Source organism: Moraxella nasibovis, assembly GCF_029581575.1.
GTDB lineage: Bacteria > Pseudomonadota > Gammaproteobacteria > Pseudomonadales > Moraxellaceae > Moraxella > Moraxella nasibovis.
In genome coordinates this window covers 1,875,007-1,900,790 of record NZ_CP089975.1, presented here as the reverse complement: position 1 = coordinate 1,900,790, position 25,784 = coordinate 1,875,007, and the positions used below count along the sequence as shown (strand labels likewise).

General features: G+C 44.5%; 27 protein-coding genes. 20 read left to right on the top strand and 7 right to left on the bottom strand.

Annotated elements, in window-relative coordinates; translation table 11 throughout:
* Window positions 1-102: 102 nt before the first annotated feature.
* From LU290_RS09110 to LU290_RS09095, 4 genes are all read left to right on the top strand, one after another.
* A complete protein-coding gene (locus tag LU290_RS09110; protein WP_277808273.1) occupies window positions 103-315 on the top strand; it encodes a cold-shock protein in 213 nt (70 codons plus the stop codon).
* 74 nt (window positions 316-389) lie between these two features.
* Entirely contained in the window at window positions 390-584 is a 195-nt protein-coding gene (locus LU290_RS09105; protein ID WP_277808272.1) for a hypothetical protein, read from the top strand.
* A gap of 144 nt (window positions 585-728) precedes the next feature.
* Entirely contained in the window at window positions 729-1,478 is a 750-nt protein-coding gene (locus tag LU290_RS09100) for an electron transfer flavoprotein subunit beta/FixA family protein (RefSeq protein ID WP_277808271.1), read from the top strand.
* A gap of 56 nt (window positions 1,479-1,534) precedes the next feature.
* On the top strand, window positions 1,535-2,467 hold the full coding sequence (locus LU290_RS09095) for an electron transfer flavoprotein subunit alpha/FixB family protein (protein ID WP_277808270.1): 933 nt from the start codon (window positions 1,535-1,537) through the stop codon (window positions 2,465-2,467).
* Between the two features lie 59 nt (window positions 2,468-2,526).
* Here the strand turns inward: LU290_RS09095 and LU290_RS09090 are convergent, their stop codons facing one another.
* The 3 genes from LU290_RS09090 to LU290_RS09080 form a co-directional block, all read right to left on the bottom strand.
* On the bottom strand, window positions 2,527-3,297 hold the full coding sequence (locus LU290_RS09090; protein ID WP_277808269.1) for a TrmH family RNA methyltransferase: 771 nt from the start codon (window positions 3,295-3,297) through the stop codon (window positions 2,527-2,529).
* Window positions 3,298-3,341: 44 nt separating this feature from the next.
* The gene (locus LU290_RS09085) at window positions 3,342-3,959 is read right to left on the bottom strand and encodes a phosphoribosyltransferase (protein WP_277808268.1); all 618 of its coding nucleotides are present in this window, start codon (window positions 3,957-3,959) and stop codon (window positions 3,342-3,344) included.
* Window positions 3,960-4,087: 128 nt separating this feature from the next.
* Complete coding sequence (locus LU290_RS09080; RefSeq protein ID WP_277808267.1) at window positions 4,088-5,086, bottom strand: class 1 fructose-bisphosphatase; 999 nt, start codon at window positions 5,084-5,086, stop codon at window positions 4,088-4,090.
* A 367-nt stretch (window positions 5,087-5,453) separates the two neighbouring features.
* Here LU290_RS09080 and LU290_RS09075 point away from each other — a divergent pair, with 367 nt between their 5' ends.
* The 4 genes from LU290_RS09075 (at window position 5,454) to LU290_RS09060 (ending at window position 9,031) form a co-directional block, all read left to right on the top strand.
* Window positions 5,454-6,476: an aspartate carbamoyltransferase catalytic subunit gene (locus tag LU290_RS09075; protein ID WP_277808266.1), complete on the top strand. Its 1,023-nt coding sequence runs from the start codon at window positions 5,454-5,456 to the stop codon at window positions 6,474-6,476.
* Window positions 6,476-7,273 carry a tetratricopeptide repeat protein gene (locus LU290_RS09070; RefSeq protein WP_277808265.1) on the top strand — a complete coding sequence of 266 codons (798 nt, stop codon included), beginning with the start codon at window positions 6,476-6,478 and terminating at the stop codon, window positions 7,271-7,273. Before LU290_RS09075 ends, LU290_RS09070 begins: the two co-directional genes overlap by 1 nt.
* 108 nt (window positions 7,274-7,381) lie before the next feature.
* Window positions 7,382-7,849, top strand: a complete 468-nt coding sequence (locus LU290_RS09065) for a tetratricopeptide repeat protein (protein WP_277808264.1) — start codon at window positions 7,382-7,384, stop codon at window positions 7,847-7,849.
* A 30-nt stretch (window positions 7,850-7,879) separates the two neighbouring features.
* Window positions 7,880-9,031: a dihydroorotase gene (locus LU290_RS09060; RefSeq protein WP_277808263.1), complete on the top strand. Its 1,152-nt coding sequence runs from the start codon at window positions 7,880-7,882 to the stop codon at window positions 9,029-9,031.
* Window positions 9,032-9,134: 103 nt separating this feature from the next.
* On the opposite strand, the gene LU290_RS09055 is transcribed toward LU290_RS09060, so the two are convergent.
* Window positions 9,135-10,634, bottom strand: coding sequence for a YihY family inner membrane protein (locus LU290_RS09055; protein WP_277808262.1), 1,500 nt, complete (start codon window positions 10,632-10,634; stop codon window positions 9,135-9,137).
* A 355-nt stretch (window positions 10,635-10,989) separates the two neighbouring features.
* Here LU290_RS09055 and wrbA point away from each other — a divergent pair, with 355 nt between their 5' ends.
* Together wrbA and LU290_RS09045 are read left to right on the top strand one after the other, a co-directional pair.
* On the top strand, window positions 10,990-11,592 hold the full coding sequence (wrbA, locus tag LU290_RS09050; protein ID WP_277808261.1) for an NAD(P)H:quinone oxidoreductase: 603 nt from the start codon (window positions 10,990-10,992) through the stop codon (window positions 11,590-11,592).
* A gap of 26 nt (window positions 11,593-11,618) precedes the next feature.
* Window positions 11,619-12,035: a hypothetical protein gene (locus LU290_RS09045; protein WP_277808260.1), complete on the top strand. Its 417-nt coding sequence runs from the start codon at window positions 11,619-11,621 to the stop codon at window positions 12,033-12,035.
* Window positions 12,036-12,135: 100 nt separating this feature from the next.
* Here the strand turns inward: LU290_RS09045 and LU290_RS09040 are convergent, their stop codons facing one another.
* On the bottom strand, window positions 12,136-12,807 hold the full coding sequence (locus tag LU290_RS09040; RefSeq protein ID WP_277809598.1) for a DUF3108 domain-containing protein: 672 nt from the start codon (window positions 12,805-12,807) through the stop codon (window positions 12,136-12,138).
* 446 nt (window positions 12,808-13,253) lie between these two features.
* Between LU290_RS09040 and LU290_RS09035 the strand changes: the two genes are divergently transcribed.
* The 7 genes from LU290_RS09035 to LU290_RS09005 all read left to right on the top strand — a co-directional run bounded on the left by LU290_RS09035 (window position 13,254) and on the right by LU290_RS09005 (window position 21,344).
* A complete protein-coding gene (locus tag LU290_RS09035) occupies window positions 13,254-13,538 on the top strand; it encodes a co-chaperone GroES (protein ID WP_277808259.1) in 285 nt (94 codons plus the stop codon).
* 142 nt (window positions 13,539-13,680) lie between these two features.
* Complete coding sequence (groL, locus tag LU290_RS09030) at window positions 13,681-15,306, top strand: chaperonin GroEL (protein ID WP_277808258.1); 1,626 nt, start codon at window positions 13,681-13,683, stop codon at window positions 15,304-15,306.
* A gap of 122 nt (window positions 15,307-15,428) precedes the next feature.
* Window positions 15,429-16,553 carry a DNA phosphorothioation system sulfurtransferase DndC gene (gene dndC / locus LU290_RS09025; protein WP_277808257.1) on the top strand — a complete coding sequence of 375 codons (1,125 nt, stop codon included), beginning with the start codon at window positions 15,429-15,431 and terminating at the stop codon, window positions 16,551-16,553.
* A complete protein-coding gene (locus LU290_RS09020) occupies window positions 16,550-16,771 on the top strand; it encodes a DNA modification system-associated small protein (protein WP_277808256.1) in 222 nt (73 codons plus the stop codon). Before dndC ends, LU290_RS09020 begins: the two co-directional genes overlap by 4 nt.
* Window positions 16,772-18,850, top strand: coding sequence for an AAA family ATPase (locus LU290_RS09015; RefSeq protein ID WP_277808255.1), 2,079 nt, complete (start codon window positions 16,772-16,774; stop codon window positions 18,848-18,850).
* A 12-nt stretch (window positions 18,851-18,862) separates the two neighbouring features.
* Complete coding sequence (locus LU290_RS09010) at window positions 18,863-20,452, top strand: FtsK/SpoIIIE domain-containing protein (protein ID WP_277808254.1); 1,590 nt, start codon at window positions 18,863-18,865, stop codon at window positions 20,450-20,452.
* 286 nt (window positions 20,453-20,738) lie between these two features.
* On the top strand, window positions 20,739-21,344 hold the full coding sequence (locus tag LU290_RS09005) for a M48 family metallopeptidase (RefSeq protein WP_277808253.1): 606 nt from the start codon (window positions 20,739-20,741) through the stop codon (window positions 21,342-21,344).
* 17 nt (window positions 21,345-21,361) lie between these two features.
* Here LU290_RS09005 and LU290_RS09000 read toward each other — a convergent pair whose 3' ends face one another.
* Complete coding sequence (locus tag LU290_RS09000) at window positions 21,362-22,267, bottom strand: hydrogen peroxide-inducible genes activator (protein ID WP_277808252.1); 906 nt, start codon at window positions 22,265-22,267, stop codon at window positions 21,362-21,364.
* 186 nt (window positions 22,268-22,453) lie between these two features.
* Here LU290_RS09000 and ahpC point away from each other — a divergent pair, with 186 nt between their 5' ends.
* A complete protein-coding gene (gene ahpC / locus LU290_RS08995) occupies window positions 22,454-23,020 on the top strand; it encodes an alkyl hydroperoxide reductase subunit C (protein WP_277808251.1) in 567 nt (188 codons plus the stop codon).
* Window positions 23,021-23,136: 116 nt separating this feature from the next.
* On the opposite strand, the gene LU290_RS08990 is transcribed toward ahpC, so the two are convergent.
* Window positions 23,137-23,358, bottom strand: a complete 222-nt coding sequence (locus LU290_RS08990) for an HP1242/YdcH family protein (protein ID WP_277808250.1) — start codon at window positions 23,356-23,358, stop codon at window positions 23,137-23,139.
* Between the two features lie 299 nt (window positions 23,359-23,657).
* Between LU290_RS08990 and ahpF the strand changes: the two genes are divergently transcribed.
* A complete protein-coding gene (ahpF, locus tag LU290_RS08985) occupies window positions 23,658-25,214 on the top strand; it encodes an alkyl hydroperoxide reductase subunit F (protein WP_277808249.1) in 1,557 nt (518 codons plus the stop codon).
* 68 nt (window positions 25,215-25,282) lie between these two features.
* Window positions 25,283-25,726, top strand: a complete 444-nt coding sequence (locus LU290_RS08980; RefSeq protein WP_277808248.1) for a DMT family transporter — start codon at window positions 25,283-25,285, stop codon at window positions 25,724-25,726.
* Window positions 25,727-25,784: the final 58 nt, after the last annotated feature.

Below are 25,784 nucleotides of genomic sequence, written 5' to 3'. Positions count from 1 at the left end.
AGTTAAGCGTCTTTTTACATTGAGACTTTTTTGCAGTTTTGGCAACATAAATATTTCGTTTGGTAATTTTGCCATATTTTCAATCATACAGGAAAATTTGCTATGTCAAATAAAGTACAAGGCACCGTAAAATGGTTCAACGAAGCCAAAGGTTTTGGTTTCATCGCTCAGGACAATGGCGGTCAAGATGTGTTCGCTCATTACAGTGCCATCACAGGCTCTGGCTTTAAGACCCTAGCCGAAGGTCAAAAAGTAGCGTTCATTCTGGGCGAAGGCAAAAAAGGTCCACAAGCCGAAGAAATCGAAAAAATCTAATCAGTATTTTTCAATGACAATAAAAAAGCACTCAAATCAATCGGGTGCTTTTTTATTGATTGGAGAAACTAAGTATGCTCGGTTTTGTTGTGTTGATGGCGATTGGTTTGATGATTGGCTTACCTTTTAGTTGTTATTATTTTTATGAGGCAATTCAATCAAAAGTGCTTGGGCGCATCTTGGGTATGGGTGCTTGTGTGATTTTGAATGCCTTACTTGGACTTTATTGTTGGCTGATTATTTGGGCGGTGATGAATATCAGTGTCTGACAGCATAAAAAATGACTGCTCATTCACGATAAATATTTGACCAAAATTCTTAAATTTTAGACAATCAGCTTGGCATAAAGCAGATAAATATGATATATTCACATCAAGTAAGCTTTTTAAAAACAACCTAAAAACGGAGTCATTATGAAAGTATTAGTTGCTGTCAAGCGTGTTGTCGATCACAATGTCAAGGTGCGTGTCAAGGCTGACGAGTCTGGCGTTGAGTTGGCGAACGCCAAAATGAGTGTCAATCCATTTTGTGAAATCGCCATTGAAGAAGCGGTGCGCCTAAAAGAAAAAGGCGTCGCCACCGAGATCATCGCTGTGTCTGTTGGCACAACCCAAGCCCAAGAGCAAATCCGCTCGGCACTTGCTTTGGGCGCAGACCGTGGTGTGTTGGTTGAGACTGATGAGAAGCCATATCCGCTACAAGTCGCCAAAATCCTAAAAGGCGTGGCAGAAGCTGAGGGCGCAAGTCTTATTCTGCTTGGCAAACAAGCCATCGATGACGACAACAACCAAACAGGTCAAATGTTGTCTGCGTTGATGAATGCATCGCAAGGCACTTTTGCCTCTGAAGTGGTGGTTAATGGCGACAAAGTTCAGGTAACTCGTGAGATTGATGGCGGCTTGCAAACTGTTGAGCTATCACTACCTGCCGTCATCACCACCGACCTTCGTCTGAACGAGCCACGCTTTCCAAAGCTGCCAAACATCATGGCCGCCAAGAAAAAGCCACTGGATGTCAAGACGCCTGCCGACTTTGGTGTGGACATGACTTCTAAGCTGACCACGCTGAAAGTAAAAGCACCAGCAGAGCGCAAAGCAGGCGTGAAAGTGGCAAGCGTCGATGAGCTGATTGACAAACTAAAAAATGAAGCCAAAGTCATCTGATTGACAAGTGTTTTAGACTAAAAATTACTGAAAAATTATTGAAAAAGGATAAAATCATGACTGTATTAGTGTATGCCGAACACGACAATAATGAATTGAAAGCAGCGACTCTGTCTGCCGTGACTGCCGCCGCCCAAATCGATGGCGATGTGCATGTGCTGGTGGCAGGTCAAAACGCCCAAGGCGTGGCTGACGCTGCTGCCCAAATCGCAGGCGTGAGCAAAGTGTTGCTGGCTGATGATGCCGCTTTTGCTCATCAGTTGGCAGAAAACATCGCACCGCTGGTGGTGGAAGTATCTGCGCCATACAGCCACATCATCGCCCCTGCCACCACCACTGGTAAGAACTTTTTGCCACGAGTGGCGGCACTTTTGGATGTGAGCATGGTGTCGGACATCTCTGCTGTGATTGATGCTAAGACCTTTGAGCGCCCGATCTACGCAGGCAACGCCACGGCGACCGTACAAACTGCCGAAGACAAAGTCATCCTAAGCGTGCGCACCACCGCCTTTGATGCAGCAGCAGCGACTGGCGGCAGTGCGGCTGTGGAGAGCGTGTCGGCAGGCAGTGACGCTGGCAAATCAAGCTTTGTCAAAGAAGAGCTTGCCAAGTCTGACCGTCCAGAGCTGACCTCAGCAGGCATCGTGGTGTCTGGCGGTCGTGCGTTGGCAAGTGGCGAAAACTTTGCCAAATACATCGAGCCATTGGCAGATAAATTGGGCGCAGCGGTCGGTGCCAGCCGTGCAGCAGTAGATGCAGGCTTTGTGCCAAACGACATGCAGGTGGGTCAGACAGGTAAAATCGTGGCGCCAAATCTGTACATCGCTGCTGGCATTTCAGGTGCGATTCAGCACTTGGCGGGCATGAAAGATTCTAAAACCATCGTGGCGATCAACAACGACCCAGAAGCACCAATCGCTCAGGTGGCGGATTATTTCCTAGAAGCGGACATCTTTACTGCTTTGCCAGAATTGACCGCTAAGCTGTAAATCTAGCAATCTGATCCAACAAAAACCCCGTCTTTTAAGATGGGGTTTTTGCGATTTAGTTAAGCAAACTTTCTCTGCCGTAAAATCTCATACAAACACACGCTCCCTGCCACGCCGACATTTAGGCTTTCTTCGCCAAATTGCGGTAGGGTCAAAGGCTCACATTTATCTAGCAATACTTTATCCACGCCTTGTCCTTCGTTACCCATGATTAGGGCAAGTGGTTTGGTTAGGTTTTTTTGATAAATGAGGCCATTGGCGTGCGAAGTAGTGGCAAACAGTGGCACTTTAATAAATTCAAAAATCTCATCAATACTGACATTTTCATAAATATCCAAGCTAAAATTTGCTCCCATACTTGCCCGCAAAGTCTTGGGATTGTAGGCGTGAGCTGTGCCTGTGGTGCAAATGACGGTTTTAAAGCCTGTGGCACTTGCTGTTCTGAATAATGTCCCCAAATTGCCCGTGTCTTGAATGCCATTTAAAATCAAGCAATCATTTTCAATGGTGTGATTTAAGGTCAAATTTGGCATTTCAATCATCGCCATAAGCGGCAAACTTGTCCCCAGTGTGCGGATAGTTTTATAAAGCGTATCGCTGATGATAATAGGGTTTTTATTTAATTTGGCAATTAAACTTTGAATTTCAGCATTTGCCATTCCGCTTTCGCTGACAATGGTTGTGATTGGCATTTTGCCTGCTTTTAAATAAGCGTCCAATAAATGCGTGCCTTCGATGACCGTTTGTCCCATTTTTTTGCGTTTTTTGGGGTCAGTTAATAAGGCGTGGGCGGTTTTGATTAGAGGATTGTCTTTGGAAGTGATAATCATAGGGGATTTTGTACTGGGTAAATGGGAAGTAAGGCTATCTATTTTTAAGAACAGTCATCATTTGTAATTGTTTGAGTGAGTCCTGCATTTCTTGTTTCAAGGATAATAGTTCGGATTTGCTCAATGTCTTTACGGCTATTAAGGATAAATCTTGCTTCGGATTCTGTAAGGCAGTCAAATCCATAGCCGAATGTTTGTTGCCAGAATGGTTCAAGGGATTCATAATGTTGCCTTAAAGTAAGTAATGTTTCTTGGGATAATTTTAATTGGGTAGAATATTGTTTGCCTGTCAAAGCATAACAACCAATGACAATACCGCCATTGGTTTCAATATAGCCTTTGAGAGACGCAAAAGTTCCACCTTGTGTTTGGGTATCATCAATCAAAAAATAAGATTGACCTTTTTGTACTTGACCAACAAAACTTGGCGAAAATGCCAATCTGTGCCAGCCACTTCCACTGGTGCGAGAAACTTTTTCAGCTTGTAGAATTTCTGTTTCAACCATTAAATTAAAATATTCAGACAAGACATAAGCGGTTGCAAGTGGAATTTTATTTAATCCAACCCATTCTTCTGCCAAAACAGGTGTTAAAACAACATCGGATTTTAATAATGGGGTTAATTTTACAATGGCATTTTCTGATACCAATTCTTTTGCCAAAATGTAGGCAGAAAGCGTATCACCTGCTTTGGCTTTTTGATAGCACTAATGGGCGGTTGCATCGGCAAGTTTTCTATCAATAATAGTATTAGGAAAATTATCTTGCTAATGCGTTCTAATGGCAGGCATTAAGCCTTTTCCCCATTCGCCAAAATCCCCGCCATCTCGTGCAATGCTTTGATATATTCTACTTCTTCTTTTGCCCCAAGCACCACAGGGATGCGCTGATGAATGCCTGTTGGCTCAATGTCCATGATGCGCTGTACGCCGTCGGTACTTGCCCCACCTGCTTGCTCAATGATGAAGCTCATCGGATTGGCCTCGTACATCAGGCGAAGTTTGCCTGCCTTACCTTCGATTTTGGTGTCATAAGGGTACATAAAAATACCACCACGAATCAAAATACGATGCACATCAGCGATCATCGCCGCCACCCAGCGTGTGTTATAGTCTTTGTTTCGCACGCCAGTGTCGCCTTGGGTCAGCTCTTCAATGTACTGCTGGATCGGTGGTAGCCAGTAACGGCGATTTGATGAGTTGATGGCGTATTCTGCTGTTTGCTCGCTGATGGTTACCTTTTCGTTGATCAGGACATAGTTTTGGGAAACAGGGTCAAAGCTAAACATCGCAACGCCTGCCCCAAAAGTTACCGCAAGCATCGTGGATGTGCCATAAATAAAATAACCTGCCGCCACTTGGTGCTTGCCTGCTTGCAAAAAGTCGCTCTCAGTCGCTTTTTGACCTTGATTGTGATAAGGCAGAATAGAAAAAATCGTTCCCACCGTCATGTTGATGTCAATGTTGGACGAGCCGTCCAATGGGTCAAAGGTGACAAGCAGCGTGCCATTTTCATTGGCGGGGTTGATGTCGTCAAGCTCTTCTGATGCCACGCCAGCACAGTTGGGATTTTGGATTAGCGAGTTCAATAACAGGTCGTTTGAGATGACATCGAGCTTTTTTTGTGCTTCGCCTTGCACATTTTGACCGCCTGCCTCGCCGTGAATGCCTGCCAGCGCCCCTTGTGAGAGCAGATTGCTGATGGCAACGCTCGCCGTGGCAAGCGTGGTCATCGTACTGGCGATTTGTGCTGTGGTGTGTGTTTGTAAATACTGAGCAAGCGTGGTCATGATGTTTCCTTATCCTTAACAATAAAATCTGCAAAGCGCCAAATGGTGCGTTTTTAGCCTTAGATATTTTACCATAAAATCAGACAAATTTCACAAAAGACGCATAATGCCAAGCCGTCAGACAGTCGTGCCAAGTCCGATGACTTTTTTGTGGATAATCAAGAATTTTTATCAAAATCGCATTGCCCAAAGGTGGTGAATTTTGATAGAATGACTTAATTTGTTTTTAATTTGACAAGATGATTTGGCGAAGTTGCCAAGCTTGTTAAATTTGTTCATTTTATTTAAATAAATTTTTAATATTAAATTAGGCTTTAAAAAGGTCTGCACCGACCAGCACGCATCACAGCCATCATAAGGAATCATCATGACTGACACCGACATCCGCACCCGCCTGCACCAATCTTTGGCTCGCCCCCAGCTTACCGAAGGTGGCGGCATTCGTCATTTTATCGGCGTGGAAGGGCTCAATCGTACCCAGCTTGAGAACATCATTGATAAGGCGATGGGATACTTCGATGATGGCGGGCGACTCATCAACACCGATGAGCTGGCTGGCAAGACGGTGATGAATCTGTTTTTTGAAAATTCAACCCGTACCCGTACGACTTTTGAGGCGGCACAAAAACGCCTTGGGGCAAATGTACTCAACCTTGACATCGCCAAATCCAGCACCAACAAGGGCGAGACTTTGCGAGACACGCTGTGGAATTTGGAGGCGATGAGCGCCGATATGTTCGTGGTGCGTCATTCTGCAAGCGGTGCGGCGCATTTTATGGCGACAGAAGTGACGCCCAATGTCGCCATCATCAACGCAGGTGATGGCTGGCACGCTCACCCAACCCAAGCCATGCTAGACATGCTGACCATTCATCGTGAGCTGTGTATGAAGTCTGGTAAATCGTTTGATGAGCTGTCGGTAGCCATCATCGGCGACATCAAGCACAGCCGTGTGGCTCGCTCGGACATTTCGGCGTTGATGACGCTTGGCGTGAAAGACATTCGTGTCATCGCCCCAAAAACCTTACTGCCAAAAGGCATTGAGCGTTATGGCGTGAGCGTGTTTGAGGACATGGAGCAAGGCTTGGCAGGCGTGGATGTGGTCATCGGACTACGCATCCAAAACGAACGCATCGGCTCGCCACTACTGCCTTCGACTTCTGAGTATTTTAAAGTTTATGGCATTACCGACGCACGCATTAAGCTTGCCAAGCCAAACGCCCTAGTTATGCACCCGGGTCCGATGAATCGTGGGGTGGAGATTGCATCCAGTGTGGCGGATGGCGAGCAGTCGGTGATTTTAAAGCAGGTCAATAACGGCATTGCCATTCGTATGGCGGTGATGGCGATGGCGATGCGTGGGCAAGATGAGGTCAAAGGGCTGGTTTGATGAAGCGATTGATATTAAAGGCGCTATTGACAGCATTTGTGTCGCTAGGTGTGCCAAGTTTGGCGTTGTCATCTGACCTTGCGACCTTAACCAGGCTGGCAAACAGTGGTGATGTGCAGTCGCAGATGGCGCTTGCTGACTATTATGGCAGTACTCAGGACATCGCCAATCAATTTTATTGGATGCAGCGGCTTGCTGAGGAAGGGCATTTGATGGCGCAGTTTAATCTGGCGCAGATGTATCGACTGGGCAAGGGTGTGCGCCAAGATTATGCCAAGGCTTATGACTGGTATGTCAAGGCCGCCGAGCAGGACTATGCTGCTGCCAAATACAATCTGGGTGTGATGTATCGTGATGGTCAGGGTGTGCCTCAGGATGATAACAAGGCGTTCGAGTGGTTCAAGGCAGCCGCAGAAAATGGACTTGCCCAAGCCCAAAATAACCTTGGGCTCATGTATGCCAACGCTCGTGGCACAAGCAAAGACGATGAGATGGCGGTGGCTTGGTATCAACAATCCGCCGAGCAAGGCTACTGGGAGGGTCAGTTCAATCTTTCGCAGATGTACAGATGGGGTAGAGGCGTGCCCAAGGATGATGCGCAGGCGTTCGCATGGCTAAAAAAATCCGCCGAGCAAGGCTATGCCAGAGCGCAATTTAATTTGGGCGTGATGTATTATCTTGGGCAGGGCGTGGCGCAAAGCCACACCCAAGCCAAGTTGTGGGTTGGTCGAGCGTGTGAGCAAGGATATCAACAAGGTTGCGTCAATCATCAAGCACTTGTGCAGCAGGGATATTAAGTCAGCCAAACCACTAATTGCAAGAAGCATCAGCAAAAGAGAATCTTATGAAAAACCTACTTCCCCGCTTGGCAATCATATTTTAACCCATTTAATAAGAGAGCAATTATGTTTAAAAAACTGTCTTTATTAACCGCAGGGTTATTATTATCGGTGTCGGTATTTGCCAATGAGTTCTTGCAAGGTTTAATTCAAAAGGCGGAGAATGGTGATGTGCAAGCTCAAATGGAATTGATAGGTTATTGTCACAATAAACAAAATTATACCAATGCGTTTTATTGGGTAGAAAAACTTGCCAATCAAGGCAATGCCAAATCTCAGTATATGCTTGGAATTATATATGACTTCGGCTGTGGCATTATCCCTCAAGATAACACCAAAGCCCTAGAGTGGTATAATAAATCCGCCAATCAAGGCAATGCAAAAGCCCAAAATAATCTTGGTGCGATGTATTATAATGGTTATGGAGTTCGACAAAATTATAATATTGCTAAAGAATGGTATGGTAAATCCTGTGAAAATAGCGGTAGAATTGGTTGCTATAATTATAAAGTATTAAATGAACAAGGCTATTAATTTTTAAAAACATCAGTAAAAGAGAAAATTATGAAAAATCTACTTTCCTCCACTTGGCAACAGCCAAACTTAGATGGTATCGACACAGCTGGCAAATGGCTGATTCCGCCCATCGTAGATCTGTGCGCTCGCCTGCGTGAGCCAGGTCATCAGTCGCATGGCACCTTAGCCAGTGAGGGCAGGGCAGCACGAGAAAATGGCATTTTGCACATTGTATTGCCACCTGATACCAATCCTGTACTTGAAAACGGCTCATTGTTTAAAGGATTGCGTGAAAAGGCGCAGCAAGATGGCGACATTCATTTGCATATTTTGGGTGCATTGACACAGGGGCTAGAAGGCAAGCAGCTTGCCAATCTGGCAGGATTAAAACAAGGCGGTGTCATCGGCGTGACCAATACAGCTCGTGGCTTTGAGTCTGATCTGGTGATGCTGCGCTGTCTAGAATATGCCGCCACTTTTGATCTTAAAGTGTTTTTTTATCCTGATGAACCCAGTCTGTCTGGCGGCGTGGCGCATGATGGTTACATCGCCTCATTTCATGGGCTGGCGGGTATTCCTTGGCTGGCGGAGACCATCGCTTTGTCCAAGCAGCTACTCATGGTGGAAGAGACGGGCATCGCTTCTCATTTTAGCCAGATTACTTGCCGCACTTCGGTGGAGCTGATCCGCTGGGCAAAACAAAAGGGCTTGCCGATCACTTGCGATGTCGCCATGCACCAGCTACACCTGACGGATGATGCGCTAGAAGGCTATAATGCCAATGCCTTTGTCATGCCGCCACTTCGTTCCAACACCGATCAAAAAGCTTTGATCGAAGGTCTACAAGATGGCACCATCGATGCCATTTGCTCGCACCATGAGCCACTTTCAGGCAGCGCAAAGCAGGCGCCTTTTGGTGAATGCACGGCAGGCATCAGTAATTTTGATACCTTTGTGTCGTTGGGTGTGCAGCTTGTCAAAGATGGTGTTTTGACGGCTGAACAACTGATTGAAAAAATCTGCCTAAATCCTGCCAAAATCGCAGGCATCAAAGACTATGAGCGCATCGGTGGTGCGGTCTTGATTGACCCAGATTTGTCATGGCAGGTCAGCAAAGACACCATGCTGTCTGCGGGTAAAAACACGCCATTTTTGGGGCAGGTTTTGACTGGTAGAGTGATTAAGACCTTCTTTGCTTGATTCATTATTTAAAAGTCTAAGCTTATCAATCATAAAAAATAATCGCCAAAATCTTTTTGATTTGGCGATTATTTTTGGGGTTTTTTTGGTTTCAATGATGTCTTTATTTAAAGCTTTGCTTGACATCATTGACGGCTTTTTTACCCTGACCAAACAGATGGTAAGCCTTTTTGAGCAGTCGTAGTGTCTTAGTGAGACGGCTTTCGGTAAGCATCGCCTTGCCATCAGGAACGATGAATACATCGCCATTTTCATCGATTTCTCGGCGAGTGCCGTAGGTAAAGCCATCGACATCGCTTTGGGCATCAGCGTCCTCACCCACGATGCGTACGATTTCTTCTTTTTGACGAAGTGGCGCACTTTCAAACAGCTCAGCCAGTCGCATGTCAAGCTCATCTTTGGCAGTGCGCTCGACTTTGGTTAGGTTTTTGTAAAGCTCGACAAACCAAGGGTCATAATCTGCCGCTTTCAACGCATCAAGCTCATCCTTGATGGGCAGTGGATAAGGCAGGGTTTTATAAAACTGCCAAAGGCTGATGCTGTTAAGGTCGGTTTTTAGGATGTATTCATCATTTTTGGTGCGTGTGATGAGCTCGCCTTCCACCAACTGTTCGATGTATAGGCTCCATTTTGGCAGCTCACGGCGACCCAAGACCTCACGCAGCTCATGCTCACTGACCGTTTTGCCTTCTTTGTAGCGTTTGTAGGTGAGGTTTAGCATGTCTAGCAGGCTAAGTAGCGGATGGCGTACAGGCACTTCTTTGTTGTCAAAGATTGTCAGGGTGTAGCTGATCTCAACGCCTAGAAGGATGATGTTCCATGACAAATAAATCCAAAGTAGGAAAATCGGCAAGGCAGCAAAAGCACCATAAATCGCCTCATAACTGGTGAAATTGCTCATCACGGTGCCAAATACGGTGCGCAAAATCTCAAACAACACTGCCGCAACCACGCCTGCGATGGCGGCATTTTTGATGGGAACTTGCACTTTTGGGATGAACCAATACATGCCGATAAAGCCTGCGACAGTGATACAAAACGACACCAAGTACGCCCAAATCGACCAGTCAATGCCGTAGCCACCGATTTGACGATTCAAAAAATCGACACTTTGAATGGCGCTAGACGCACCAAACGCCACACCAAGCACGATGGGACCAAGCGTGATGAGCGCCCAGTAGCGAATGATGCTTGCTGTGCCACCTGAACGCTCTTTGACACGCCAGATTTTGTTGAATGCTGTTTCGATGGTCATTAAGGTCATGATGGTGGTGATGAACAAACCGATCACACCGACGATACCCAGATTGCTCGACTTTTCAGCAAAGCTGTCAAAATATTGACCAATCTGCGCCCCTGAGGAAGGCAGAAGGTTGTTATAAATCATCGCTTGCATTTGTTCACGCATGTCCGACAAAGCAGGCACGCTTGAAAACACCACCAAAATCACTGTCAATATCGGCACAAGTGACAGCAAAGTGGTGTAAGTTAGGCTAGCGGCTTTTTGTTGGCAGTCATCTTCTGTAAAATGACGCACTAAAAGGCGCAGATACATGAACCAGCCATGATGGGCGAAGGGTAATTTGTTCAAAAAATTCGTCATAATCGTTCAGTTTAATTTACTAAGCATCAAATCAATCAGCAAAACAGCAAAACGCCGAAATGCACTTGATAAATCCATAAAGCTTATAGTGTAGCAAATATCACGCATTTTTAAAGGTTTTTTTGGTGAAATATTACAAAATTACTAAACTGACGGCTTTTTTTGGTGCGATGATTTGGTTTGATGATGCCAAATGTGGCGGCAAATGGATAAAAATGACAAACTGGCGTTTTATGGATTCATTTCTTTGGTATTTGTTTGGTTTTGGGCTATAATGACGGCTGTCCAAAACTTATTTGCTTTATTTTAAGCATTTACTAAAATATTAACTTAAAAAAATTAAAAAAGAGATGTTATGACCAGTCCTTATATTCTTGTGCTGTATGACACCAATCTCGAGCGCACCAAAGAGCTTGCCTACGCCATCGCCGAAGGGGTGGTGAATGTGGGCATGGCGGTAAAAATTCGCCGAGTGCCAAAGGTGTCTAGCGCCACTGAGCAAGTGTCGCCTGCCATTCCTGATGAGGGCGATTTGTATTGCACGATGGATGAGCTGTCTGATTGTGCTGGCTTGGCGGTGGGCAGTCCGACTCATTTTGGGAATATGTCAGCGAGCATGAAATATTTTTGGGACAATACCGTCACCCAGTGGCTCTCTGGTGCTTTGCAAGGCAAGCCTGCGTGCGTCTTTACCAGTAGTGGCACGATGCACGGTGGCAATGAAGCGACTTTGCTAAACATGATGACCGTGCTGTTTCACCATGGCATGGTGATGGTGGGCTTGCCGTATGCGCATGGCGAGCTGAGCCGTACGGTGCGTGGCGGTACGCCTTATGGAGCAAGCAGCGTGACAGGTGCGGCGCATGAGCTTGCCATGACCGCTGATGAGCGCCACCTTGCCATTCATCAAGGCGAGCGACTGGCAAATATCGCCAAAAAATTAGCCAACCAAACCTAAGTCTGCCAATCCCAAAAAGAGCAACCATGAATAAAAAACCACAAAAGCCCGCCAAGCCTACCAAGCCCATTCATCAGCGCCTAACTGCCGTCTGGTGGCTTTGGCTTATGGTGTCGGTGGCGTATCCACTGGCATTGGCGATGACGACAGATGCTTCGCTCATGATGGCGCTTGTGATGCAGCTGATATTTTTGATGCCAGCGCTGTTATTCACGCCAGCGCTGGTGCGGGGCAATGAACCTAGCAAGCTGATTTATTTGAGCATTGTGATGCTGATTTATCTGGGTGTGGCAGGCGTGCTGGCGTTGATTCGTTATTATGAATCTGCCCCCACTTTGGTCTGGGTGCTGCGTTTGGTGGAGACAGGGCTGCTTTTTATGGTGAATTATTATTTGTTTGTCTTGCTAAGACGACTGCCGCCCATGCACAAACAGCGCAAATAAATCATCTTTTGCAAAATATACAAAACGCACCGTTTTTGGTGCGTTTTTTTGTTGGCGTTTGGCTTATTGGCGTGCCAAGTTGCCGTATTATCGCCAGTCATCAATTTCTTTTGGTCAGTTCCATAGAGATGGTTTTGCCATCGTTGGTTTGGCTGACTTTGATGGGTAGATAATCAAGGCTTGGTGCAAGCCAAAAACTCGTTGAGCGCCCTTTGTCATCATGAATGCGGTCGATGCGAACCACATCATAAGTACCCGCAGGCACCGTAATTTTTGAGCTGCCAGACTTTCTAAAACGGGTGGTTTCGATGTCGGTTTTTTTGACCAGTTGATAAGTACCAGTAAACTTACCGTTAATCAGCTCTTGACGGATCTGTGATTCTAAGCTCAAATCATCATAAGCCTGAGCATTCATTTTAAGCGTGGTGGACTTATTTTTGTAGGTAGAAACAGCGGTTTTTGCGCCATTATTAAAGCTGATCTTGTGCGTGTTGCCCACACCAAAAACTCGGGCAGACATCGATGAGCTTGATGGCAGGATTCTACCGCCAGACAGACTAAATTTCGCTGATTGATTGAGGCTTGCCACCCCTGCTGCGGTGCCATTGACTGTATAAGTATAGTTGTTGCCAGACTTGCTTAGGGTGCGTGTGGCGGTGCCAGATTTGCCATAGGCTTTGACGGCATAAGTGGCGCTGTACGCTGGCAGGTCGGCGGCGTGTGCGGCTGCGCCCAGTGTCAGTAGCGTGGTGAATAGTAGGGTTTTTTTCATTGTCATGTTATTTGCCTCTTTTTATTTATTCCATTTGGATTATTTGGGTCCGCTTGGTTTAAGCAGGCTTTGGTTATTGCTTTGCCTATTATAATGGATAAAATTTGTTACAATTTCAAGGTGTCGGGCGAGTTTGTTTGTTGGTTTTCGGTTAGTTTTTGGTTAATGATGGCAGAAGTTCGTAACCATTTGCGTCCTAAGTTTTGCGCCTCTGACGGTGATTTAGGCTGGGCGATGGGTTTTTAGGGCGCTGACAGGTTTTGTGGTATTTTTGAATTTTTTTGAATTTTGGTTTGAATCTTTGTCAAAAAACTTTGGAAAAATTTTGCTGTTTTTGTGATTTTATTGGCAATTTGTCTTGAAAATTTTTTATCCAACTCCATTTTTAGCCTTGAGCCTGTTTTGGGCTAATTTTACAAAAAACCAAATAAACAACGGAGAATCTCATGTCAATTCGTCCTTTACATGACCGCATCGTGGTACGCCGTACCGAAGAAGAGCAAAAAACCGCAGGCGGTATCCTGCTACCAGGTTCCGCCCAAGAAAAACCACAGCAAGGCGAAGTCATTGCTGTTGGTAAGGGTCAAATCACCGACAGTGGCGTGCGTCCTTTGGATGTTAAAGTGGGCGACAAAGTACTGTTTGGTCAATATGCAGGGCAAACCGTTAAGGTGGATGGCGAAGAATTGCTCATCATGAAAGAAAGTGATGTTTTGGGTGTTTTGGAGTAATTTAAAATCCAAGTCATCGTAGGAGTGAATGGCAATTCGCCCGCAAAACAAACCGTAAGGTGCGTAGCACGCACCGTTTTAGACTGATACTTTAAATGTGGTGCGTAGTACGCACCTTACAACCAAATAAGAGAGAAAAACAATGGCAAAAGAAGTCAAATTTGGCGTATCTGCCCGTGAAAAAATGATTGACGGTGTCAATATTTTAGCCAACGCCGTCAAAGTAACCCTAGGTCCTAAAGGCCGCAATGTTGTGATTGACAAGTCTTTTGGCGCCCCAACCATCACCAAAGACGGTGTGTCTGTCGCCAAAGAGATTGAGCTAGAAGACAAATTTGAAAACATGGGTGCTGCTCTGGTGCGTGAAGTTGCGTCTAAGACCAACGACATCGCAGGCGACGGTACGACCACCGCGACCGTACTTGCCCAAGCCATCTTGGTAGAAGGCATGAAAACCGTCGCTGCTGGCATGAATCCAATGGATTTAAAGCGTGGCATTGACAAGGCAACCCGTGTCGCAGTTGAGCAAATTCACGCCCTTTCTACCCCAGCAGACGACTTTAAAGCCATCGCTCAAGTCGGCTCAATCTCGGCAAACTCTGACACCAAAATCGGTGAGCTGATCAGCCAAGCCATGCAAAAAGTCGGCAAACAAGGCGTAATCACGGTAGAAGAAGGCTCAGGTTTTGAAGATGCCCTTGATGTGGTTGAAGGCATGCAGTTTGACCGTGGTTACATCAGCCCATATTTTGCCAACAAAACCGACACTTTGACTTGCGAATTTGACAATCCTTACATTTTGCTTGTGGATAAAAAGATTTCTAACATTCGTGAAATCGTGCCACTGCTTGAGCAGGTCATGCAAACCAGCCGTCCACTATTGATCATCGCAGAAGATGTGGAAAATGAAGCCTTGGCAACTTTGGTGGTGAATAACTTGCGTGGTGGTCTAAAAACCTGTGCCGTTAAAGCCCCTGGCTTTGGTGACAGAAGAAAAGCCATGCTCCAAGACATCGCCATCTTGACAGGCGGTATCGTGGTTTCTGAAGAAGTGGGCTTAAGTCTTGAAGCGGCAACCCTTGAGCATTTGGGTACTGCCAAGAAAATCACCGTTGGCAAAGAAAATACCGTGATTGTTGATGGTGCTGGTGACAAAGCTCAAATTGACAGCCGTGTAGAAGCCATCAAACGCCAAATTGAAGAATCCACTTCTGACTACGACCGTGAAAAACTTCAAGAGCGTGTCGCCAAACTCTCTGGCGGTGTGGCGGTGATTAAAGTCGGTGCGGCAACCGAAACCGAAATGAAAGAGAAAAAAGACCGTGTGGATGATGCGCTACACGCCACTCGTGCGGCGGTAGAAGAAGGCATTGTACCAGGTGGTGGCGTGGCGTTGGTGCGTGCGTTGTCTGCACTGGCTGATGTCAAGGGCGAAAATGACGACCAAAACGCAGGCATTAACATCCTTCGCCGTGCGATGGAAGCACCACTTCGCCAAATCGTCACCAACGCAGGCGAAGAAGCGAGCGTGATTGTCAATGAAGTCAAAAACGGCTCTGGCAACTTCGGCTACAACGCAGCAACTGGCGAGTATGGCGACATGATTGAAATGGGCATTCTTGACCCTGCCAAAGTAACTCGCTCAGCCTTAGAGCATGCCGCAAGCGTGGCAGGTCTGATGCTGACCACCGAAGTGATGATCACTGACCTACCAAAAGAAGAGCCAGCCATGCCAGCAGGTATGGGCGGAATGGGCGGTATGATGTAAGCTGACCACCTAACCTTCAAAAACCCTTTGATGTATACATCAAAGGGTTTTTTATTGTCTGCGGTCTTGACGAAATCGCAGGGGGGGGGGTTACAATACATAAATTTTACAAAGTTTAGCTTATGTCTTCTGTTGTTGATGTGATAAATATTCAAACTGATTTTAATGCCATTCGTGAAGAATTGATTGATGAATACTTGGATCAGTCGCAAAATTTCCCATGGATTGTTACCTTTTCTGGGGGAAAGGATAGCACATTGGTTGCACATTTGGTGTTTGATATTTTACTGGAATTACCACCAAATTTACGCACACGACAAATTTATTTTGTATCCAATGATACTTTGGTGGAAAGTCCGCTCGTTGTTTCGCATATGAAAAAAACGCTGGCTCAAATTTTAAAGTCTGCCAAAATTCTAAAATTACCGATTGATGGCGAAATTACCACGCCAAAAGTCAGTGAAACATTTTGGAGTTTGTTGATTGGTAAGGGTTATCCATCACCGAATCGGGGGATGCGTTGGTGTACTGACCGTTTAAAAATTCAGCCGACCAGTCAATACATTTTAAATAAAGTGTCTGAACATGGCGAAGTGATTTTACTGTTAGGTGTGCGCAAAGATGAATCTACGACACGCAAAGCCAGTATAGAAAGCCACCAAAATTTAGAAAACAGCAATTTAACGCCACATACATCACTCAAAAATGCCTATGTTTATCGCCCAATTGTGGATATTAGCACTGATGAAGTGTGGGAGTTTTTGGTGTTCAATAATCCGCCGTGGGGTGGTTCGCACCGAGATTTGGTGCAGTTGTATCGTGATGCCAAAGGTGGGGAATGTCCGTTGATTTTGTCAGAAGACGATGCACCAAGTTGTGGTACAAATTCCAGCCGTTTTGGGTGCTGGACATGTACGGTGGTTACCAAAGACAAAAGTTTGCAAGGTTTTGTTGATGTAGGTAAGACGGAATTTCAGCCCTTATTGGATTTTCGTGACTGGTTGGTGGAAATTCGTAATGATGAAAAATATCGTCAATACCGGAGGAGAAATGGGCAAATAACCATGAAAAACGGCAAGCTCATTCCCGGCCCATTTACCATTGAAGCACGGCAAATGATTTTTGAACGTTTGATGCAGGTGCAAGATGAATTTGGCGAAGAGTTGATTAGTCCTGCGGAAATTGAGTTTATTAAGCGGACGTGGGCGGAAGATGTGATTGAAAATTTTGAACGGAGTAAGGCATGAGTAAAGTAAATCCACAAGAGACGGTGGCGGATTTGTTGCTGTGGAATGACCCAAAAACAAAGACAATTTTAGATAAAATTGCCCAAGAAAAAGGCATTGATTTGGATGCTTTGGCTGAATTGGTTGATTGGCAACGCAGACAGCAATTGGTTAATCGTAGTAGCGACCGCAGCAGTGTGTTTGACCGTATTTTTGAACACGAACAATATTGGAAATAGGTGAAAAAAATGTGGATTAGTTCGATTAAACTGAAGAATTTCAAATCTTATGCCGAAGCACATTTTGAGTTTCCAGAGCCTAAAGACAGCAAAAATTTGGTGATTATTGGTGCAAAAAATGGTCATGGTAAAACCACATTGTTAGAAGCCATTTATTTGGGACTATACGATGAAGATGCGATTAGTCATTTGGACCGTGCAGGCTTGAGTGAAAAACGCAGTTATCCTGATTATTTACAGCATGCTTTACATCATCAGGCTCAAATGCGTTATGGTCGGCAATATTGCATTGATATTGAAATTGATTTGCTCAAACGAAACATTCAAGGCAGATTGGAAGGGATTCGTGTCAAGCGTCAATGGTTTTTTGATGATCAGCGTAAATTGGTGCGGCATCATAAGCTAGCTATTATTTCTCGGTTGGCCGATGAGGGCGGTATTGCATTGACAGCAATGCCACTAGAAGATGAGCAGGCGAGTGGGTATTTTGCAACGCACGCTTTGCCGATTGACTACGCACCTTTTTTCTTTTTTGATGGCGAAAAAATTGTCAGCTCTGCTCGCTCTACTGGGGCGGGCGTTTGGCTTGCCAAAGCCTTGCGTGGATTATTGGGTGTAACTTTATTGGAGCAGCTGAGCGAAAGTTTACAATTCTACCGCAATCAACATGTTAAAGCAGGTTCATCGGTAAAAATCCAAGAGCAAATTGACAGGGTTGAAAAAGATATGAAAACTGCCCATGTTAAATTACAGATGGCTGAAGAGCTACTGAAACAAGAACTTCAAACCAAAGAGCAATTACGCTTACAGATTGATGACTTAACCACACAATTAGGCTCAATGACCAATGGTTCGATTCAGACCAGTGAAGAACTTGTAAATGCAATCAACCAAGCAGAACAAACTGCTCAACATTTGCAATCTAGTATTCAATCTGCATTTGAGAATTTACCATTGGTATTATTACCGCGCCCACAAATTGAACAACTTTTGCATAAGTTAGAGCAAGAGAAAAATCGCCTTGAGCATGAAGCAGGTAAAGACCAAATTGAAGGTAAAGTCGATGATTTTTGGTATCAATTTTCAAAAAATCAAAAAGTAAAAGAAGCTCTTGGCATTATGGCTGAGCCTATTTTACAACATCATTTAATGAAAGATGCTGTTCGTGAATGTTGGGAATTGCTCTATCATCCTTTGCCTGAAAATTGTGCCAATCAAATTACCCATAATTATTTATCACAAACTGCCCATGCCAATATCCAAAGTGAATATCGTAGCTTAGGCAAAATCAATACGCAATCAATCAGTCAAGTGATGGATGATTTGCAAAAAAGTGAACATGAGCAAGAACAGCTTAGAAATCAGCTCAATGACATGAAAGGCAACGGTACAGATAAATTGGTGGAAGAGCTGAAACAAAAACAAAAAAGCTATGCTGAAAGTAGTCAAAAAGTCGGTGTGTGTGAAAATAACAAATTGAATGTTGAGCGAGAATATCAGCGTGTTCATCAAGAGTTGCAACGCTTGATTGACCAAAATAGCGACAATACGCCACGACAACAAAAAGCTAATCGCAGTAAGCAAGTGCAAGACATGATTGAGGAATTGACCACAGCCTTAATGAAACTCAAAACGGATGAAGTGGCTCAAGTGGCAACATGCCTTAATCAAAAAATCGCTCATGATCATCGCATTGATAAAATCAAAATTGATGAACAAGGCAAAATGCAACTTTTTGGTAAAAATGGTTTAGAGACGAATGTAGATTTATCTGCAGGGCAAATTCAAGTGTTGATGATTGCACTGATTTCAGCGATGGCGGAAGTAACCGATTATCAGATGCCATTTGTGATTGATACACCATTGGCTCGTTTGGATAGTGAACATCGTCAAGGTATTTTTGAACATTGGACATCACTCGACCAACAAGTGATTTTGTTGGCTCAAGATACAGAAGTCAATGCCGATGTTGCTAAATATTTGGCGTCAGCGGTAAATAAAACCTATTTGGTGGAAGCCACTTCGCTTGATAGTAGTGGTGCTGTATCGCACATTACTGCTAATGCGTATTTTCAATAAAGGAGATTTGTGATGTATGAATTAAATGTAAATACGACAGCAATGTGGGATACCGAGCATTTTTATGAGTTGATGGACGATAAGCGGATTTTTTCTACTGTTGATAGTAAAAAAATCCGTGAACAGCTCAATGAAATCGGAGCTTTGCCTGCATTAAGTAATCATTATGATTGGGCAACCTTGTGTATGAGTTATGCACTGATTAAAAATCATGGTCAAAATTTAGAAAAATTGAAAGCGACACCAAATACGAAAGGCTATGAGATTTCATCATTTAAGACGTGTTTTCAAAAGCAATCTCATTTATGGCTCGCGATTTTAAGTGAACAACTATTTCAGTTATATCCTGATAAAAAAATTACCAAAGACGATTTGTATCAATATATTACACAGCTTTGGCATGTTGGGGCGAGTGAATTGTGGGCGTTATGGGAGCGTTGTAAAGAGTTTAAGCAAGGCTCGGATTTGGAAGCTCGTAAGGCTTTTGCTCAAGAATTGGTTGATTTGGCTCATAAAAATTTACAATTAGCCAAACCGATAAATCCTGACTCGACTTCCACATCAGAATTGACAAATCCGTCAGTATTTGATGATTTTAAGCAAGATTCAAAATTAAAAGAAGCTTTTGATAGCTTATCTATTCCAGTCAAATCTATTGATTATTTATCCAAAGGGTTGCGTTATGATTGTTACCAAGTACAATTAACAAAATATCAAGATTTAATCAAAAAGCATGATGAAATTTGTTCAGCATTGGGTAGAAATGAAACATCGGTGATGATTGAGCCTGCTGATGGCGTGTCATTTGGCTATAAGATTAAAATTTTACGCCCACAACATGAGTGGTTGGAGCGCAACCAACAGGATTTGGAACAGGCTTTGCGTCAGTATCAACCTAATGATTTTAAATTGCCAATTTGTATTGGTATTGATGAACAAGGTCATGCAATTTTTAAGGATTTGTTTGATGCGCCGCATTTATTTATCACGGGGGCGACAAAATCAGGCAAATCGGCGTGTATGCGTGGACTTTTGCAAAGTTTATTTACGCTTAATGATGATGGCACAAAAATTGAAGTGGCGATTTTGGATAAGGCGCGAGTAGATTATGTATGCTTTGAAAACGAACAAAATTTAATGCCGAATCAGCCAATCAAAGATACTGATAAAATGCTTGAATTTTTAAATGAGTGCTTGGTTGAAATGGATCATCGTCTTGAGCAAATGGAAAATTTGGGCATTACCAACTGGGCGGATTTTCGCAAGACCAATCCAAAGCCTTATCGTATTATTGTCATTGACGAGTTAGCAGGATTGGTTAAAGTTAATAAAGAAGTATCCAAAGTGTTAGAACGCTTGACTGCAGAAGCACGAAAAACTGGCTTTCATTTGATTTTGAGTACGCAGACGGCAAATAGTGAGAATTTTTCACAGACTTTACGCCTTAATGTTCCAAGTCGTCTCGCCATGAAAGTGGATACTGCTGATCAGTCAAGAACAGCACTTGATGTAGCAGGTGCGGAAAAACTACTTGGCAAGGGTGACCATTTAATTAAATGGGTAGGAGAACCAATTATTTTTGCTCATAGTTACAACCTTTAAATTTTGCGTTTTTAGTGTTGTGATAACGATTTTGATTTGGCGGTGTTTGATGTATAATGTCAATCTAAATTCAATACTTTAACTAACAACTGTTGTTTTAGAATGAAAATTTGAGATTAAGATCGCTGTTGTTTAAAATATTGGCTACTTATTTTAAGGCGTTAATCAGAATGCTTTTGGTATTGTTTTATATTTATGCAGACGATGTCTTTCTGGTTTAAAAATTCTAGAATGGCTTCAATGTAGGTTATTGTGGTTTGTTTTTTAATAAAAAACACGAGCGACCATGACATTAACGGAATTACAGCAAGCCTTTACTGTGCAGGGCATCGAGCTTGTCATCACCAAAAAGCGTGTCAAAAACATCAATTTTCGCATCAAATTGAACGAATGTCATGTCAGCGTGCCTGCTTGGGCAAGCGAAAAAGCTGCGATCATGGCGGTCTATGCGCGCCTTGATTGGGCGGTGCAGGCAAATGAACGCTTGCGCTGCCGCTTTAACGCACCATCAAGACGGCTTTTGACCTTGTGGGGGGAGCCTGCGGATTTGCCCGATGACGAGGCGGCTGTGCTGGCGATATACCGACAGCAGCTACAAGCAAGGATTGGGCAGCTGACGGCAAAATGGCAACCCATTGTTGGCAGGGCTGCCAATGAGGTGCGCCTGCGCAAGATGACGACCCGCTGGGGGACTTGCAACACACGGCAAGGGCGGGTATGGCTGTCGGTCTATCTGGCGGCATATCCTTATGAATGTACCGAGTATGTGTTCGTGCATGAGCTGTGCCATCTGATCCATGCCAATCACAGCCCGTTGTTTTGGGCGGAAGTAAAAAAAGCCATGCCAGATTATAAAAAATGGCACGACCTTTTAAAGGGAAAGGTGGTTTAAAGGGTAAGGGTGGTTGATTAGCTTTTGGTTTGTGTGTCGTTTTTAAGCGCCTCACCAAATATATCGCTCAGCAGGCGCACATCATCGACGCGCGCATAGTTCAGCCGAGTGATGAATGCCAATCGACGGTGCGGACCTGCCTCAGCCAGTGGCACGGCAGTGATGTCATGAGCGTCTTTGAGCTGGTCGAGCGCCATCTTGGGAACGAGCGTCGTGCCCATGCCAGAGAGTGCCATTTGAATGATGGTGTTTAGGCTTGCGTCAGAAAAGCCAGACTTGATTTCGCTTTTGTTCATTTGACAGACGGACAGCACTTGATCGGTCAGGCAATGACCTTCGCCAAGCAGTAGTAAGTTGGTCTTTGACAGCTCGCTGCTGGTGATGTGCCCAAGCTCATTGCTGGCATCTTTTGGAAAAATGGCAAAAAAATCCTCCGCCCAAAATTCAAAAGTATGCAGACCCTCCACAGGATAAGGCAGGGCGATGATGGCGGTGTCGATGTGCCCATAGCGCACCTGATCGATGAGTCGTTCGGTTTGTTTTTCGGTGATGGACAGCTCAAAGTGTGGGTGCTGTGCTTTTAGGGCGGGCAGAACCTTTGGCAGTAGATACGGTGCGACAGTCGGAATGATGCCGATGGTCATCGGATAAGCCAGCGGTGTCTGGTGGCTGTGTGCACGAGTGACCAGATCGTTGATTTCGCTGAACACTCGCTGAGCTCTGTCCAAGATTTCTTCGCCGATGGGCGTGATGAGCACTTGTTTGTTATTACGCTCAAAAATCTGCGTGTCGAGCTGTTTTTCAAGCTCGGCAATGCCAAGGCTTAAGGCAGACTGCGAGATGTTGCATTCTTCGGCAGCTCGTTTGAAATGCTTGTGCTTGGCAACTGCCAGTGCAAATTCTAGTTGGCGTAATGTGATCATAAAAAATACCGTTTGTGCGTCTTTAAAATGTCATGCTTTATTATACCATGTTCAGCCTAAGTTTTATAAAACAAAACAGGATAATTAAAAGTTTTAACTGTATAAAAACAACTTTTTTGTTATGATAAAGGCAAACAGTAAGCGATTGCTGTTTTTCATAAATTTCCATTAAATAAGAGGTGACATATGACTGCGATCATCAACCAGCACATTCCAGAATTTACCACCGAAGCTTTTGTCAATGGTGAGTTTAAGACCATTTCTAGCGCTGATGTGAAAGGCAAGTGGGCGGTATTCATGTTTTACCCACACGATTTTACTTTCGTTTGCCCAACTGAGCTTGAAGACATGGCGGACCACTACGAAGAGCTACAAGGTTTGGGCGTAGAAGTATATGCAGTTTCTACCGACACGCATTTTGTTCACAAAGCATGGCACGACGCATCACCTGCCATCGGTAAAGTAAAATACCCAATGCTTGGCGACGGCACAGGTGCGATCACTCGTGGCTTTAATGTGATGATTGAAGGTCAGCACGCTGCACTTCGTGGCACTTTCCTAGTAGATCCAGACGGTCTGATCAAAGTGGCTGAGATTCACGATCTGGGCATCGGTCGTTCTGTTAAAGACCTTATCCGTAAAGTCAAAGCCGCTCAATATGTGCGTGACAATGATGGCGAAGTTTGCCCAGCAGCTTGGGAAGCAGGTCAAGACACTTTGAAGCCAAGCCTTGACTTGGTTGGTAAAATCTAATCAAACATTAGATTTAAAAACCACTTTAAAAATCGCTCCAAATGGGGCGATTTTTTTTTGAGATGGGCAATAAAAAACGCAAGCCCAAATGAGCCTGCGTCTTAAAAAGCGATGAATTATGCTTTGGTTTGTAGATATTGATAAAGTTCGTCTTTTAGTGCCAATTTCTTGCGTTTTAGACCTTCGATTTCTTCGCTGCGGCTGGTGTGCGCCACTGGGTCATTTTCAAGATTATTGATTTCTTCATCAAGGTCGTTATGCGCATCAAATAGTTTGACAAAATGTAGGTCGTTTTCTGTTTTTAGTTTGGTGATGAGTTCACGATATTCTGGGAACATGAAAATTCTCCTTAAACGGTTACAAATTACCACATTCAGTGGCTTCATGATTATCTTACCAAGAATGCCGCTACTTCGCAAGTGGCAAGTGATAAAATAACAAAAAGCGCCACTGTGTGTGCAATCGTTGAGCTTTAACAATCTTAGTCTTTAAAATTCTTAATTTTTCATTTCGTGCTACTGTCTTTATAATAAAAATAATAAAATCAAATTTCACTAAATTTAAGACGCTGTTTCAATCGTTATTTAAGCCGCTTAGTGCGGTCTGCACGGCTCAATAATCAATAAAAGGTAAAAACATGCTAGATAAATCTCTACTTGATGCTGTCAAATCTTACAGCGCTCACATGACTCGTCCTATCCAAATGGTCATCGGTCAAGGCGAACACGCCAAGCGTGCTGAATTGGTGGATTTTTTGGAGCAAATCGCCAATTGTTCGGATAAAATCGGCTTTGATAAGACAGTGGTGGATATCGATTTGTCACCAATGAGCTTTAAGATTGCCACCGAAAACCGTGATACGGGCATTGTTTTTAGTGGCATTCCAGGTGGTCATGAATTTACTTCGCTGATTTTGGCGATTTTGCAGGCGGGCGGTCATACACTAAAACTAGACGAAGGCATTCAAGACTTGGTCAAACGCATTCAAAAGCCCTTAAGATTCCAAACTTTCGTGTCGTTGTCTTGCCACAACTGTCCTGATGTCGTGCAAGCCTTGAACCAATTTGCCCTATTAAATGGCGACATTGAAAATGAAATGATTGACGGTGGTGTGTTCCCTGAGCTTGTAGAAGAGAAAAACATTCAGGGCGTGCCTGCGGTATTTTTGAACGGTAAGCCATTTTTGAACGGTAAGGTGGATACCGCTCGTATCATTGACAAATTGCAAGCTGAATATCCTGACCTGCTTGCCGAAGGCGTGGTAGAACAGCTTGAAACCCAGGATGTTACTGTCATCGGCGGTGGTCCTGCGGGCAGTGCAGCAGCGATTTATACCGCTCGTAAAGGTCTAAGAGTGGCACTGGTGGCTGACCGTATCGGCGGACAAGTCAAAGACACCCAAGACATCGAAAACTTAATCTCTGTGCCACTGACCAACGGCAACACTCTGGCAAGCAACCTTACCACGCACATCAAAGAATACGCCATCACGGTCAAAGAGCATGTGAGCGTGTCAAGCATTGAAGAAGTCAAAGGCGGTTATCAAGTTACCCTAAACACAGGCGCAAGCTGGACTTCACGCACGCTGATCATCGCAACAGGGGCGAAATGGCGTAAGCTGGGTGTCAAAGGCGAAGATGAGAATATTGGTAATGGCGTGGCGTACTGCCCACACTGCGATGGTCCTTTCTTTAAAGGCAAGCCTGTGGCGGTCATCGGCGGTGGTAACTCGGGCGTGGAAGCAGCACTTGATTTGGCGGGTATTGTTGAGCATGTTACCGTGCTAGAATTTGGCGACAAACTGCGTGCCGACCAAGTGTTGATTGACAAAGCCGAAGCCAAAGACAACATCACCATCATCAAAAACGCCGCCACGACAGAAATTACTGCAAACGGCGGTAAAGTGGATAGCCTTATCTACCAAGATCGAGTGTCTGGCGAAAATGTAACCTTGCCATTAAATGCGGTATTTGTGCAGATTGGTCTTGTGCCAAGCTCTGATGTGGTCAAAGGCTTGGTGAACATCACACCACAAGGCGAGATTGAGATTGATGCTAAGTGTCGCACCAGTAAAGCGGGCATTTTCGCCTGTGGTGATGTCACGACCGTGCCTTATAAGCAAATCAATATCGCCATGGGCGAGGGTTCAAAAGCTGGTCTGTCTGCCTTTGAATATCTGATGATGAATTCTTAATTTGTGATAAAATAAAAAAACACGCTTTTTAAAGTGTGTTTTTTTATTTGTGTGCTAAGAGATGATTTATGTGGTATTTTTTGATGGCGTTTGGCATTGGTATGGGTGTTGCCACGCAAGCAGCGATTAACTCACGCCTTGCGGTGGGGCTTGGCGGTCAGCCATTGGCGGCGGCGTTTTTCTCGTTTGCGATTGGTACGCTGTGTTTAGGGATTGTCATGCTTTGGCAGGGTGATTGGCACAGCGTGGCTCAAAATGCGGCAGGGCAGGCTTGGTGGCGGTGGATTGGTGGAGCAATTGGTGCGGTATTTGTGTTTGCCACAGCTTTTTTGGCACCCAAGATTGGACTGGTGAATATGGCGTTTTTGATTATCTTGGGGCAGCTCATTGCAGGTATGGCGATTGATTATTTTGGACTCATTCAAATGCCTGTGCGTCCGCTTGGCGTGCATAAATATATCGGGCTTGGCGTGATGTTATTGGGCTTGGTGTTTTTTTATGTTTGGGGATAGGGTGTTTAAGGGACAATAAAATCACCACAAGATAATTTTTATCAAAATGCAAGTGGAT

What these genes read in the sequence shown, in the direction of transcription:
- LU290_RS09090 (WP_277808269.1), bottom strand. Translation starts at nt 3,297, where the DNA reads ATGATTATCACTTCCAAAGACAATCCTCTAATCAAAACCGCCCACGCC.
- LU290_RS09010 (WP_277808254.1), top strand. Translation starts at nt 18,863, where the DNA reads ATGTATGAATTAAATGTAAATACGACAGCAATGTGGGATACCGAGCAT.
- LU290_RS09040 (WP_277809598.1), bottom strand. Translation starts at nt 12,807, where the DNA reads ATGAAAAAAACCCTACTATTCACCACGCTACTGACACTGGGCGCAGCC.
- LU290_RS09110 (WP_277808273.1), top strand. Translation starts at nt 103, where the DNA reads ATGTCAAATAAAGTACAAGGCACCGTAAAATGGTTCAACGAAGCCAAA.
- ahpF (WP_277808249.1), top strand. Translation starts at nt 23,658, where the DNA reads ATGCTAGATAAATCTCTACTTGATGCTGTCAAATCTTACAGCGCTCAC.
- groL (WP_277808258.1), top strand. Translation starts at nt 13,681, where the DNA reads ATGGCAAAAGAAGTCAAATTTGGCGTATCTGCCCGTGAAAAAATGATT.
- LU290_RS09000 (WP_277808252.1), bottom strand. Translation starts at nt 22,267, where the DNA reads ATGATCACATTACGCCAACTAGAATTTGCACTGGCAGTTGCCAAGCAC.
- LU290_RS09075 (WP_277808266.1), top strand. Translation starts at nt 5,454, where the DNA reads ATGACTGACACCGACATCCGCACCCGCCTGCACCAATCTTTGGCTCGC.
- LU290_RS09100 (WP_277808271.1), top strand. Translation starts at nt 729, where the DNA reads ATGAAAGTATTAGTTGCTGTCAAGCGTGTTGTCGATCACAATGTCAAG.
- LU290_RS09055 (WP_277808262.1), bottom strand. Translation starts at nt 10,634, where the DNA reads ATGACGAATTTTTTGAACAAATTACCCTTCGCCCATCATGGCTGGTTC.
- wrbA (WP_277808261.1), top strand. Translation starts at nt 10,990, where the DNA reads ATGACCAGTCCTTATATTCTTGTGCTGTATGACACCAATCTCGAGCGC.
- dndC (WP_277808257.1), top strand. Translation starts at nt 15,429, where the DNA reads ATGTCTTCTGTTGTTGATGTGATAAATATTCAAACTGATTTTAATGCC.
- LU290_RS09005 (WP_277808253.1), top strand. Translation starts at nt 20,739, where the DNA reads ATGACATTAACGGAATTACAGCAAGCCTTTACTGTGCAGGGCATCGAG.
- LU290_RS08990 (WP_277808250.1), bottom strand. Translation starts at nt 23,358, where the DNA reads ATGTTCCCAGAATATCGTGAACTCATCACCAAACTAAAAACAGAAAAC.
- LU290_RS09105 (WP_277808272.1), top strand. Translation starts at nt 390, where the DNA reads ATGCTCGGTTTTGTTGTGTTGATGGCGATTGGTTTGATGATTGGCTTA.
- LU290_RS09065 (WP_277808264.1), top strand. Translation starts at nt 7,382, where the DNA reads ATGTTTAAAAAACTGTCTTTATTAACCGCAGGGTTATTATTATCGGTG.
- LU290_RS08980 (WP_277808248.1), top strand. Translation starts at nt 25,283, where the DNA reads ATGTGGTATTTTTTGATGGCGTTTGGCATTGGTATGGGTGTTGCCACG.
- LU290_RS09035 (WP_277808259.1), top strand. Translation starts at nt 13,254, where the DNA reads ATGTCAATTCGTCCTTTACATGACCGCATCGTGGTACGCCGTACCGAA.
- LU290_RS09045 (WP_277808260.1), top strand. Translation starts at nt 11,619, where the DNA reads ATGAATAAAAAACCACAAAAGCCCGCCAAGCCTACCAAGCCCATTCAT.
- LU290_RS09070 (WP_277808265.1), top strand. Translation starts at nt 6,476, where the DNA reads ATGAAGCGATTGATATTAAAGGCGCTATTGACAGCATTTGTGTCGCTA.
- LU290_RS09060 (WP_277808263.1), top strand. Translation starts at nt 7,880, where the DNA reads ATGAAAAATCTACTTTCCTCCACTTGGCAACAGCCAAACTTAGATGGT.
- LU290_RS09020 (WP_277808256.1), top strand. Translation starts at nt 16,550, where the DNA reads ATGAGTAAAGTAAATCCACAAGAGACGGTGGCGGATTTGTTGCTGTGG.
- ahpC (WP_277808251.1), top strand. Translation starts at nt 22,454, where the DNA reads ATGACTGCGATCATCAACCAGCACATTCCAGAATTTACCACCGAAGCT.
- LU290_RS09080 (WP_277808267.1), bottom strand. Translation starts at nt 5,086, where the DNA reads ATGACCACGCTTGCTCAGTATTTACAAACACACACCACAGCACAAATC.
- LU290_RS09095 (WP_277808270.1), top strand. Translation starts at nt 1,535, where the DNA reads ATGACTGTATTAGTGTATGCCGAACACGACAATAATGAATTGAAAGCA.